The organism is Pseudomonas sp. NPDC088885, assembly GCF_044750025.1.
Lineage (GTDB): Bacteria > Pseudomonadota > Gammaproteobacteria > Pseudomonadales > Pseudomonadaceae > Aquipseudomonas > Aquipseudomonas rustica.
Window position 1 is genome coordinate 1 of sequence record NZ_JBIVJB010000114.1, and the last position, 12,740, is coordinate 12,740.

Below are 12,740 nucleotides of genomic sequence, written 5' to 3' on the forward strand. Positions count from 1 at the left end.
CAGCAGGCGCACGCCATCATTGTCGACCGCAAGCCGGATCTGATCCTGCTCGACTGGATGCTGCCCGGCACGTCCGGCATCGAGCTGGCCCGCCGCCTCAAGCGTGACGAGCTGACCGGCGACATCCCGATCATCATGCTCACCGCCAAGGGCGAAGAGGACAACAAGATCCAGGGTCTGGAAGTCGGTGCCGACGACTACATCACCAAACCGTTTTCCCCGCGTGAACTGGTCGCCCGCCTCAAAGCCGTGTTGCGCCGCGCCGGCCCGACCGATGGCGAAGCGCCGATCGAAGTCGGCGGCCTGCTGCTCGACCCGATCAGCCACCGCGTGACCATCGACGGCAAACCCGCCGAGATGGGCCCGACCGAATACCGTCTGCTGCAATTCTTCATGACCCACCAGGAGCGCGCCTACACCCGTGGCCAGTTGCTGGATCAGGTCTGGGGCGGCAACGTCTATGTGGAAGAGCGCACCGTCGACGTGCACATCCGCCGTCTGCGCAAGGCCCTCGGCGACGCCTACGAAAATCTGGTACAAACCGTGCGCGGCACTGGCTACCGGTTTTCCACCAAAGCATAAAAAAACAGCTGCAAGCGTCTAGCTACAAGCGGCAAGTTGAAGCCGATCCGCTTTAGCTTGAAGCTTGTGGCTTGAAACTCGAAGCTGCGTTAAGGACGCTCCGTGAATCAAAACTGGCATGGCACCCTGATTCGCCACATGCTGTTGCTGGTCACCGCCTGCCTGGTGATCGGCCTGATCACCGGCTATTACGGCTGGAGCCTTGCTGCAGGTCTGGGTATTTACCTGGCCTGGACGCTCAAGCAGTTGCTGCGGTTGCATGAATGGCTGCGCCTGCACCAACCCGATGAAGCACCGCCCGATGGCTATGGCCTGTGGGGTGAGGTTTTTGACAGCATCTATCACCTGCAACGCCGCGACCAACGCGTACGCGGGCGTCTGCAAGCGGTGATCGACCGGGTTCAGGAATCCACCGCCGCGCTGAAAGACGCGGTGATCATGCTCGACAGCGACGGCAATCTGGAATGGTGGAACCGCGCGGCGGAAACCCTGCTTGGTCTGAAGACCCCGCAGGACAGCGGCCAACCGGTGACCAACCTGGTGCGCCATCCGCGCTTCAAGGAGTACTTCGAGCAAGACAGCTACGCCGAGCCGCTGGAAATCCCCTCGCCGACCAATGATCGCCTGCGCATTCAGCTGTACATCACCCGCTACGGCAACAATGAACACTTGATGCTGGTGCGCGACGTCACGCGCATCCATCAGCTAGAACAGATGCGCAAAGACTTCATCGCCAACGTTTCCCACGAACTGCGCACACCGCTGACGGTGATCTGCGGCTATCTGGAAACCCTGCTCGACAACGTCGAAGAGGTGAACCCGCGCTGGAGCCGAGCGCTGCAGCAGATGCAGCAACAAGGCGGGCGCATGCAGACGCTGCTTAACGACCTGTTGCTGCTGGCGAAACTGGAAGCCACTGATTACCCGTCGGACAACCAGCCAGTGCAGATCGACACGTTGCTGCAATCGATCAAAAGCGATGCGCAGCAATTGTCCGGCGCGAAAAACCAGCACATCACCCTTGAAGCCGATGCGAGCATTTTGCTCAAGGGCAGCGAGGCGGAGTTGCGCAGCGCGTTTTCCAATCTGGTGTTCAACGCGGTGAAGTACACCCCGGCCGAGGGCAACATCCGCATTCGCTGGTCGGGCGACGATCAAGGCGCGCACCTGAGCGTGCAGGATTCCGGGATCGGCATCGACAGCAAACACCTGCCGCGCCTGACCGAACGCTTCTACCGCGTCGATTCCAGCCGCAACTCCAACACCGGCGGCACCGGGCTGGGCCTGGCCATCGTCAAACACGTGTTGCTGCGCCACCGTGCACGGATGGAGATCAGCAGCGTGCCCGGCCACGGCAGCACGTTCACCTGCCATTTCGCCCCGGCTCAGGTGGCACATGCACGGGCGATCAGCGCCAGCGAATGATGCCGCCCGGCACGCGCCACTAGGCAATCGCCCGGTCAGCCGCTACATTGGCTGACTTGTGCCTGCCTTTCAGGCGCGGCTTTTACCTTCTTTTGAATCATACGGAACCCGCAAAACTCCATCATGGACCCTTCCCCTGGCTTGTCCCTCGCAACAATATTTGCCGATTTCGGCATGATTCTTTTTGCTCTGATCCTGGTTTTGCTCAACGGTTTTTTCGTTGCGGCGGAATTCGCCATGGTCAAACTGCGCTCGACCCGCGTCGAGGCCATCGCTGAACAGAACGGCTGGCGCGGGCATATCCTGCGCACCGTACACAGTCAGCTCGATGCGTACCTCTCGGCGTGTCAGCTCGGTATCACCCTCGCCTCCCTGGGACTGGGCTGGGTCGGTGAGCCGGCGTTCGCGCACATTCTTGAGCCGCTGCTGAGCGCGGTCGGTGTGCAATCGGCCGAGGTCGTCAAAGGCGTCTCGTTCTTCACCGCGTTCTTCATCATTTCGTACCTGCACATCGTCGTCGGCGAGCTGGCCCCCAAGTCGTGGGCGATCCGCAAACCGGAGCTGCTGTCGCTGTGGACGGCGGTGCCGCTGTACCTGTTCTACTGGGCGATGTACCCGGCCATTTACCTGCTCAACGCCAGCGCCAACGCGATTCTGCGCATCGCCGGCCAGGGCGAACCCGGCCCGCACCACGAACACCATTACAGCCGCGAAGAACTGAAACTGATTCTGCACTCCAGCCGTGGCCAGAACCCCAGCGACCAGGGCATGCGCGTGCTGGCCTCGGCGGTGGAAATGGGCGAGCTGGAAGTGGTCGACTGGGCCAACTCCCGCGAAGACCTGATCTCGCTGGAATTCAACGCGCCGCTGAAGGAAATTCTGGCGATGTTCCGTCGCCACAAGTTCAGCCGTTATCCGGTGTACGACAGCGAGCGTCAGGAGTTCGTCGGCCTGCTGCACATCAAGGATCTGCTGCTGGAACTGGCGGCGCTGGATCACATTCCCGAGTCGTTCAACCTGGCTGAACTGACCCGACCGCTGGAGCGCGTGTCGCGCCATATGCCGCTGTCGCAGTTGCTGGAGCAGTTCCGCAAGGGCGGCTCGCACTTCGCCGTGGTCGAGGAGGCTGACGGCAACATCATCGGCTACCTGACCATGGAAGACGTGCTGGAAGTGCTGGTCGGCGACATTCAGGACGAACACCGCAAGGCTGAACGCGGCATCCTCGCCTATCAGCCGGGCAAGCTGCTGGTGCGTGGCGACACGCCGTTGTTCAAGGTGGAACGTCTGCTCGGCATCGACCTCGATCACATCGAAGCGGAAACCCTCGCCGGCCTGGTCTATGAAACCCTCAACCGCGTGCCGGAAGAGGAAGAAGTGCTGGAAGTCGAAGGCCTGCGGATCATCATTAAAAAGATGAAAGGCCCGAAGATTGTGCTGGCGAAGGTGTTGATGCTGGATTGATCAGGATGGCGGGCGGCTTTTGTGGCGAGGGGATTTATCCCCGATGGAGGGCGCAGCCCTCCCAAAGCCAGCAAACGCGATCTGTCAGGTATGGCGAGGTTGTAGGATTTGGGGCTGCTTCGCAGCCCATCGGGGATAAATCCCCTCGCCACAGTTGATCTTCACCGCATCACTGCTTGCCCAACGCAAAGTTGGGCAACGCGCCCAGTGGCTGGTTGAACTGATACGGAATCGATACCAGCCCCTGCCCCGTGTTGCGCTGCACCACAAAGTGCAAATGCGGGCCGCTGCTGTTGCCGGTGTTGCCGGACAGCGCCAGAGGACTGCCGACCGTCACCTGCTGCCCTTCCCTGACGCTCACCGAACCTTGCTTCAGATGCAGGTACACACCCATCGTCCCGTCATTGTGCAACACGCGCACGAAGTTGCCGGACGGGTCGGTGCCGCGACCGCTCTGTGAGTTTTCGACCTTCACCACAACCCCCGCGCGCGCCGCGATGATTGGCGTGCCGACCGGCATGGCGATGTCCATCGCGTAACGATTCTTCGGCCCGAAGTGGCTGTACTGCCCCTCAGCGCCCTGACTCAAGCGAAACGGCCCGCCGCGCCACGGTAGCGGATAGCGATAGCTCTGCGCGACGCCAACGGGGTTGCCGAGGGAATACTGAAACTGCGGCGAATATTGCAACGGTTGGCCGGCAGTAATCGGCGTCAACAGCGCCATCCGGGTTTTGCTGCGCGCCGGCAGCACCCGACGGATGGCTTTTGCCGGCGCACCGCGCACGTTGCTCAGGCTGATAAACGCCAGCGCGATCTCGACCGGCGCGTACAGGTCGTTGCGCACGAACACCACGTCGCCGCCCTTCTGCTTCTTGATGTCGAGGTACACCTGACGCTCCAGGTGCTCGACCATGCGATCCTGAAACACGAACTCCTTCGCGCCTTTGCTCGGGCGATCGCTGTACGAGACCACACCGTTGGCATCGGTGGATTTGTAGACAGTGACGGCCACAGCCGAGGTAGAGGCCAAGAGAAAACCACAGAGAAACAGCAGGCGCGCGAACATGGGCAAGAGTCTGTCGAAGGAAGGCCTGAAAAGAGCCTAGCAGGTGAAACAGACCGGGGGAGTCGACAGATGTTTCAATTTGGCTGTTGCGGGGATGGGCGGTGGTTTCTCTGGCCTCTTCGCGAGCAAGCCCGCTCCCACATTTGGAATGCATTCCAATGTGGGAGCGGGCTTGCTCGCGAAGGCGGTTTCAGGCGCTGAAGATCACGCGCCGGGGATGAAGTGCTTCTGCGCCGTGCCGCGGGCGATCAGGCGGGAGATGTAGTCGAGCTTCTGTGCGTCCTGATCGACGAAGCGGAAGGTCAGTTGCAGCCATTCGCTGTCTGGCTTTTGCTCATGCGCGACCACGGCATGCAGGTAGCCATTGAGACGGGCGATCTCGGCATTGTCGCCCTGCTCCAGATCGAGCACCGCGCTGTCGAGGATCTGCGGCAGGTTCTCGCTGCGCTTCACCACCAGCAGCGCTTCCTTGAGGCTCAACGCTTTGATCACGCATTGCTGCGTGCCGCTCGGCAGACGCAACTGGCCATGCCCACGACCACCGCTTGGCGCTGCCGAAGCGGCAGGTGCTTTGACGGGCGGGCTGTTGAGCAAACCGCGCGCCGGTGCAGCCGCTGGCGCAGGTGCTGCAACCACGGGCGCTTTACCGCCGGTCAATGCGCTCAGGGAATCGTTGCCGAATGCCGAATTCATCTTGGTCGGGGCGCTGTTCATCAGGGCGTCGAGCTTGCCGATTTTGTTCAGGGCCTGTTTGACCTTGGTCAGCAGTTGCTCGTTGGTGAACGGTTTGCTGACGTAGCCGGAAACGCCGGCCTGAATCGCCTGCACCACGTTCTCTTTATCGCCACGGCTGGTGACCATGATGAAGGGCATGGTTTTCAGGTTGTCTTGCTCGCGGCACCAGGTCAGCAGTTCGAGGCCGGACATTTCCGGCATTTCCCAGTCGCACAGCACCAGGTCGAACGCTTCCTTGGTCAGCATGGCCTGAGCCTTTTTGCCGTTGATGGCGTCCTCGGTGCGGATCCCCGGGAAGTAATTGCGCAGGCACTTTTTCACCAGGTCACGAATGAACGACGCGTCGTCCACGACCAACACACTGATCTTGCTCATCCAACACCCCTATTAAAATCCCGGCAAGCATAACGCTGGCTGATGGCACATTGCCAAAACTCTTCAGTCACGCCGGGACTTTTCGTTCGCGGGTGCTGCTTTTTTATCGAAAGCTGTAAACGAAAACGCCCGGCCAAAGGGCCGGGCGCTTTACTCAGGCAATCTTACTTATCGTCAGCAACGCCCGGAACATTAGCGGTTTCGCCGCTTGTGCCTTGAACTTCTTCCTTCATGCGCTTGAGGCCCATGTGGCGCACGTCGGTGCCGCGCACCAGGTAAATCACCAACTCGGAGATGTTGCGCGCATGATCGCCGATGCGCTCCAGCGAACGCAGCACCCAGATGATGCTCAACACGCGCGAGATAGAGCGCGGATCTTCCATCATGTAAGTCGCCAGCTCACGCAGGGCGGTTTTGTATTCGCGGTCGATGATCTTGTCGTACTGCGCCACCGACAACGCCAGATCGGCGTCGAAACGGGCGAACGCGTCCAGCGCATCGCGCACCATGTTGCGCACCTGGTCGCCGATGTGGCGAACCTCGACGTAACCGCGTGGCGCCTCACCTTCTTCGCACAACTGAATCGCGCGGCGAGCGATCTTGGTCGCTTCGTCGCCGATTCGCTCGAGGTCGATCACCGACTTGGAGATGCTGATGATCAGACGCAAATCGGACGCCGCCGGCTGACGACGGGCAAGAATGCGCAGGCATTCTTCGTCGATGTTGCGTTCCATCTGGTTGATCTGGTCGTCGATCTCGCGCACCTGCTGAGCCAGACCGGAGTCGGCCTCGATCAGCGCGGTTACCGCGTCGTTGACCTGCTTCTCGACCAGCCCGCCCATGGCCAGGAGGTGGCTGCGCACTTCCTCAAGCTCAGCGTTGAACTGCGCAGAGATGTGATGAGTGAGGCCTTCTTTGGAAATCATGCATTCGCTCCGAAAAAGCGTTTAACCAAGAGCTGCAAGCTACAAGCTGCAAGCTGTTATGTGGTGATCCATGCCGCTTCGCTTCTAACTTGCCGCTTGAAGCTTGCCGCTCGCAGCTGCTTCAATCAGCCGTATCGACCGGTGATGTAGTCTTCGGTCTGCTTCTTCGCCGGATTGGTGAACAGGGTGTCGGTGTCGCCGAACTCCACCAGTTTGCCCATGTACATGAACGCCGTGTAATCCGAAACCCGCGCGGCCTGTTGCATGTTGTGCGTAACGATAACGATGGTGAACTTGGATTTCAGCTCGTAGATCAGCTCTTCGACTTTCAGGGTCGAGATCGGGTCGAGGGCCGAGCACGGTTCGTCGAGCAGCAGCACTTCCGGCTCAACCGCGATGGTACGGGCGATCACCAGACGTTGTTGCTGACCACCGGACAGACCGAGTGCCGATTCATGCAAACGGTCTTTGACTTCGTCCCACAGCGCCGCGCCTTTCAACGCCCACTCGACCGCTTCGTCGAGGATGCGCTTCTTGTTGATGCCCTGGATGCGCAGGCCGTACACGACGTTTTCGTAGATGGTTTTCGGGAACGGGTTGGGCTTCTGGAACACCATGCCGACACGACGACGCAGTTCGGCGACGTCTTCGCCCTTGCGATAGATGTTGTTGCCGTACAGGTTGATCGCGCCTTCTACGCGGCAGCCGTCAACCAGATCGTTCATGCGGTTGAAGGTGCGCAGCAGCGTGGATTTACCGCAGCCGGACGGGCCGATGAAGGCAGTCACGCGCTGTTTCGGAATGTTCATGCTGACGTCGAACAGGGCTTGTTTGTCGCCGTAGTACAGGCTCAGGCCGGGTACTTCGATGGCCACGGTTTCCTGTTCGAGATTCAGGCTCTGCTTGTCGCGCCCCAGGGCGGACATGTTGATGCCGTGGGTATGTGCTTCGTGCTGCATGGGAGGCTCCCTGTGCTAACAAATTTGGTTCGGAACACTGCTTGTTGCAGCTTCCATCGATATTCCAGTGGACGCGGTTCAATGTGGGAGCGAGCCTGCTCGCGAAGGGGCCCTTGAGGCCGCCAAAAGCTTCGCGAGCAAGCTCGCTCCCACAGGGTTCGCGTCGTCCTTAGCTATCCAGTGCTTTGTATTTTTCGCGCAGGTGGTTGCGGATATACACCGCCGACAGGTTCAACGTGGCGATCACCAGCACCAGCAACAGCGCCGTGGCATACACCAGCGGGCGGGCCGCTTCGACGTTCGGGCTCTGGAAGCCGACGTCGTAAATGTGGAAGCCCAAGTGCATGATCTTCTGGTCCAGATGCAGGTACGGGTAGTTGCCGTCCACCGGCAGCGACGGCGCCAGTTTCACCACGCCCACCAGCATCAGCGGCGCCACTTCACCGGCGGCGCGAGCCACGGCGAGGATCATGCCGGTCATCATTGCCGGGCTGGCCATCGGGATCACAATTTTCCACAAGGTCTCAGCCTTGGTCGCGCCGAGGGCCAACGAGCCTTCACGCACGGTACGCGGAATACGCGCCAGACCTTCCTCGGTCGCCACGATCACCACCGGCACAGCCAGCAGCGCCAGGGTCAGCGACGCCCAGAGCAGACCCGGTGTACCGAAGGTCGGTGCCGGCAGTGCTTCGGGGAAGAACAAGCGGTCGACCGAACCACCGAGTACGTATACGAAGAAGCCCAGACCGAACACGCCGTAAACGATCGCCGGAACGCCCGCGAGGTTGTTCACCGCGATACGGATGATCCGCGTCAGGGTGTTCTGTTTGGCGTATTCACGCAGGTACACCGCCGCCAGCACGCCGAACGGGGTGACGATCATCGCCATGATCAGGGTCATCATCACGGTGCCGAAGATCGCCGGGAAAATCCCGCCTTCGGTGTTCGCTTCACGCGGGTCGTCCGACAGGAATTCCCAGATCTTGCTGAAGTAGAAACCGACCTTGGTGAAGGTGCTCATCGCGTTCGGCTGGTAGGCGTGAACCACTTTGCCCAAACCGATTTCGATCTCTTTGCCATTGGCATCGCGAGCGGTCAGCGCGTCGCGGTTGAACTGCGCATGCAGATCGGCCAGACGCGCTTCGATGTCCTGATAACGCGCATTCAGCTCGGCGCGCTCGGATTCCATGTCCGCTTGCGCGGTGGCGTCGAGTTTGCCTTCCAGTTCCAGTTTGCGACCGTGCAGACGGATGCGTTCCAGCCCTGCGTTGATTGCACCGATGTCAGTCTTTTCCAGCGACTTCAGTTGTGCCGCCAGCCCGTTCACACGGTTGATCCGCGCCTGCAGCTCAGGCCAGGCAGCCTCGCCCTCGGCGATGACTTTGCCATCCTGTTTGACGTTGACCAGGTAGCCGTAGAAGTTGCCCCACTCGCGGCGCTCGATCGCCATCAACTCGGGCGGCGTGGTCTGGTTGGTCAGCCACTCGCCGACGATCCAGGTGAAGTCGTTGCCGTTCAAATCACGGTTGCCGACCTTGATCAGCTCGCGCGTCATGAACTCCGGGCCAACGTCAGGCACCGGCAAACCGGCGCTCTTCAGACGGGCACGTGGCACTTCTTCTTTCTGTACGACTTCGCCGACCACAAGGTGCTGGGCCTGGCCCGGCACGTCGTAGCTGGCATGCACCAGATCCGCCGGCCAGAAGTGACCCAGACCGCGCACGGCAATCACTGCCAGCAGGCCAATGGTCATGATGACCGCGATGGACACCGCGCCACCGCTGATCCAGACGCCCGGGGCGCCGCTCTTGAACCATCCTTTCAGGGAGTTCTGTTTCACAGACTTCTACCTTTGCTTAAAGCGACGAGTATTTCTTGCGCAGACGCTGACGAATCAGTTCTGCCAGGGTGTTCATGACGAAGGTGAACAACAGCAGCACCAGCGCCGAGAGGAACAGCACGCGGTAGTGGCTGCCACCGACTTCCGACTCGGGCATTTCCACCGCGACGTTGGCGGCCAGGGTGCGCAGGCCTTCGAACAGGTTCATTTCCATGACCGGGGTGTTACCGGTGGCCATCAACACGATCATGGTTTCACCGACCGCTCGGCCCATGCCGATCATCAGCGCCGAGAAGATCCCCGGACTAGCAGTCAGGATCACCACGCGAGTCATGGTCTGCCACGGTGTGGCACCGAGGGCCAACGAACCGAGGGTCAGGCCACGGGGCACACTGAACACGGCGTCTTCGGCAATCGAGTAGATGTTCGGGATCACCGCAAAACCCATGGCCAGACCGACCACCAGTGCGTTGCGCTGGTCGTAGGTGATGCCCAGGTCGTGGGAAATCCACATGCGCATGTCGCCGCCGAAGAACCAGTTCTCCATGAACGGGCTCATGTACAGCGACAGCCAGCCGACGAACAGAATCACCGGGATCAGCAGCGCACTTTCCCAGCCATCCGGGACTCGCAGACGAATCGACTCAGGCAGACGGCTGAAGGTGAAACCGGCCACCAGAATGCCGATCGGCAACAGCATCAGCAGGCTGAAAATGCCCGGCAAATGCCCTTCTACATAAGGCGCGAGGAACAGACCGGCGAAGAAACCGAGGATCACCGTCGGCATCGCTTCCATCAGTTCGATGACCGGTTTGACCTTGCGGCGCATGCCCGGGGCCATGAAGTACGCGGTGTAGATTGCAGCAGCAACCGCCAGCGGCGCGGCCAACAGCATCGCGTAGAACGCGGCTTTCAGGGTGCCGAAGGTCAGTGGCGACAGGCTCAGTTTCGGTTCGAAATCGGTGTTGGCCGCAGTCGATTGCCAGACGTATTTAGGCTCGTCGTAGTTCTCGTACCAGACCTTGCTCCAGAGCGCGCTCCACGACACTTCCGGGTGCGGGTTGTCGAGCAGCAGCGGTTGCAGCTTGCCGCCGGCTTCGACGATCACGCGGTTGGCGCGTGGCGACAGACCGAACAGGCCCTGACCTTCTACCACTTGATCGACCAACAGCGTGCGGTGCGCGGTGCTGTGGAACACGCCGAGCTTGCCGCTGGCATCCAGCGCGAGGAAGCCTTTACGACGCTCTTCAGCGGTGATTTCAACGATCGGCGTGGTGCCCATCTGGAAGGTGCGAATCTGCTTCAGACGCTGCTCGCCATCCGGGTCACGCGCCATGAACCACTGGGCCAGACCACCCTTGGAGTCGCCAATGATCAGCGAGATACCACCGACCAACTGAGTGGAAGCGGTGACTTCAGCGTCGCCGTCTTCGAGCAGTTTGTAGCGACCGTTGAGGCTCTTGTCGCGCAGGCTGAACACGTCGGCCTGAGCACGCCCGTTGACCACGTACAGCCATTGCTGGCGTGGGTCGACGAAGATGTTTTTCACCGACTCGGTCATCTGCGGCAGATCGATACGCTTCTGCTCGTTGGTGACTTCGCCGGTCATCATGTTTTCTTCGCTGGTCAGCGACAACACGTTGAGTTGCGAACCGGTCGAGCCCACCAGCATCAGCGTGGTGTCGGTGGCGTTAAGGCTGACGTGCTCCAGCGCACCGCCGCTTTCGTTGAGCGCGATCGGCGTCTCGCCGTACGGATACTCGATGGCCGGGGTGATGGTTTTCTTGCCATCGGGGTAGCTGACTTTATAGGTGTGACGGAACACCAGCGCCTGACCGTTGGACAGGCCCACGGCCACCAGCGGATGACCCGGCTGATCTTCACCCAGCGAGGTCACGGTGGTGCCGGCCGGAACCGGCAGATCGACGCGCTTCAATTCAGCGCCACTGTCGATATCAAAGAACAGCGCCTGACCCTTGTCGGACACACGCATGGCCACCTGATTCTGCTCTTCGAGCGAAATCATCAGCGGCTTGCCGGCGTCCTGCATCCAGGCCGGGGTGATCGCATCTTTCGCGGTCAGGTCGGCACCCTTGAACAGCGGCGCAACCACGTAGGCGAGGAAGAAGAAGATCAGGGTGATGGCTGCCAGCACCGCCAGGCCGCCAACGAGGACGTACCAACGGGTGAAGCGATCCTTGAGCGCACGAATACGGCGCTTGCGTTGCAGCTCAGGCGTATTGAAATCAATGCGCTTGGGAGGGGAAGTCGTAGTCATTGGGGAATTGGCCAGATCATTCATGCGCACACCCTAGCGATCCTGTATGACAGAAAGATGACAATGCAGTGACGCACCAAATCCACCGCCAGCGGGTACTGGCAGCGGATCGAAAATTTGGAGGCCGGCTGAGCCGGCATTTGTAGGAGCTGAGCTTGCTCGCGAAGGCGGTTTATCAGGGATATCGGTGCTGAATACACCGAAGCCTTCGCGGGCAAGCCTTGCTCCTACAGGGCCGGGGTTGCCCGCCATTTCACCACCACGGTTTCAACCGTGGCGCCTCTATCGCGAGCAAGCTCGGCTCCTACGGGGTTACTTCTTTGCGACTTCAGCGCCGCCTTCTTGCAGACCGAGGTCAGCCAGTGCTTTTGCAGCAACCTTGGCTGGCAGCGGGATGTAGCCGTCTTTCACCACAACTTCCTGGCCCTGTTTCGACAGCACCAGTTTCACGAACTCAGCTTCCAGCGGAGCCAGAGGCTTGTTCGGGGCTTTGTTGACGTACACGTAGAGGAAACGCGACAGCGGGTACTTGCCGTTCAGGGCGTTTTCTTCGGTGTCTTCGATGAAGTCAGTGCCGCCCTTCTTGGCCAGAGCAACGGTTTTCACGCTAGCGGTTTTGTAGCCGATGCCCGAGTAACCGATGCCGTTCAGCGAGGAGCTGATCGACTGCACAACCGACGCCGAACCTGGTTGTTCGTTTACGTTTGGTTTGTAGTCGCCTTTGCACAGGGCTTCTTCTTTGAAGTAGCCGTAGGTGCCGGATACCGAGTTACGACCGAACAGCTGCACTGGCTTGTTGGCCAGGTCGCCGGTCACGCCCAGGTCGCCCCAGGTTTTCACGTCGGCTTTGGCGCCGCACAGACGGGTCGACGAGAAGATCGCATCAACCTGTTCCATGGTCAGGTGCTGGATCGGGTTGTCCTTGTGCACGAACACAGCCAGGGCATCCACAGCCACCGGGATAGCGGTTGGCTTGTAGCCGTACTTCTGCTCGAAAGCAGCCAGTTCGGTGTCCTTCATCTTGCGGCTCATCGGGCCCAGGTTGGAGGTGCCTTCAGTCAGCGCAGGTGGCGCAGTGGCGGAGCCAGCG

Annotated in this window: 10 protein-coding genes; 3 read left to right on the forward strand and 7 right to left on the reverse strand. The window is 60.4% G+C overall.

The annotated features are described in order from the left end of the window. From phoB to ACIP1X_RS25430, 3 genes are all read left to right on the forward strand, one after another. Positions 1 to 582: phosphate regulon transcriptional regulator PhoB (phoB, locus tag ACIP1X_RS25420; protein ID WP_400755646.1), on the forward strand; the 582-nt coding region annotated here is incomplete at its 5' end. Positions 583 to 720: 138 nt separating this feature from the next. Next, positions 721 to 2,007, forward strand: a complete 1,287-nt coding sequence (gene phoR / locus ACIP1X_RS25425; RefSeq protein WP_218959328.1) for a phosphate regulon sensor histidine kinase PhoR — start codon at positions 721 to 723, stop codon at positions 2,005 to 2,007. Between the two features lie 123 nt (positions 2,008 to 2,130). Then, positions 2,131 to 3,471, forward strand: a complete 1,341-nt coding sequence (locus tag ACIP1X_RS25430; protein ID WP_053125129.1) for a hemolysin family protein — start codon at positions 2,131 to 2,133, stop codon at positions 3,469 to 3,471. 169 nt (positions 3,472 to 3,640) lie between these two features. On the opposite strand, the gene ACIP1X_RS25435 is transcribed toward ACIP1X_RS25430, so the two are convergent. From ACIP1X_RS25435 to ACIP1X_RS25465, 7 genes are all read right to left on the reverse strand, one after another. After that, entirely contained in the window at positions 3,641 to 4,537 is an 897-nt protein-coding gene (locus ACIP1X_RS25435; protein ID WP_400755647.1) for a peptidoglycan DD-metalloendopeptidase family protein, read from the reverse strand. 204 nt (positions 4,538 to 4,741) lie between these two features. Next, entirely contained in the window at positions 4,742 to 5,647 is a 906-nt protein-coding gene (locus ACIP1X_RS25440; RefSeq protein ID WP_212545374.1) for a response regulator, read from the reverse strand. 164 nt (positions 5,648 to 5,811) lie between these two features. Continuing rightward, the gene (gene phoU / locus ACIP1X_RS25445; RefSeq protein ID WP_042561816.1) at positions 5,812 to 6,573 is read right to left on the reverse strand and encodes a phosphate signaling complex protein PhoU; all 762 of its coding nucleotides are present in this window, start codon (positions 6,571 to 6,573) and stop codon (positions 5,812 to 5,814) included. 125 nt (positions 6,574 to 6,698) lie between these two features. Continuing rightward, positions 6,699 to 7,532 carry a phosphate ABC transporter ATP-binding protein PstB gene (gene pstB, locus ACIP1X_RS25450; RefSeq protein ID WP_008078766.1) on the reverse strand — a complete coding sequence of 278 codons (834 nt, stop codon included), beginning with the start codon at positions 7,530 to 7,532 and terminating at the stop codon, positions 6,699 to 6,701. Positions 7,533 to 7,701: 169 nt separating this feature from the next. Beyond that, positions 7,702 to 9,372: a phosphate ABC transporter permease PstA gene (gene pstA / locus ACIP1X_RS25455; protein WP_016985764.1), complete on the reverse strand. Its 1,671-nt coding sequence runs from the start codon at positions 9,370 to 9,372 to the stop codon at positions 7,702 to 7,704. 16 nt (positions 9,373 to 9,388) lie between these two features. Next, a complete protein-coding gene (locus tag ACIP1X_RS25460) occupies positions 9,389 to 11,422 on the reverse strand; it encodes an ABC transporter permease subunit (protein WP_400755649.1) in 2,034 nt (677 codons plus the stop codon). 540 nt (positions 11,423 to 11,962) lie between these two features. Next, the coding region (locus ACIP1X_RS25465; RefSeq protein ID WP_400755648.1) for a phosphate ABC transporter substrate-binding protein PstS family protein at positions 11,963 to 12,740 on the reverse strand (778 nt) is incomplete at its 5' end.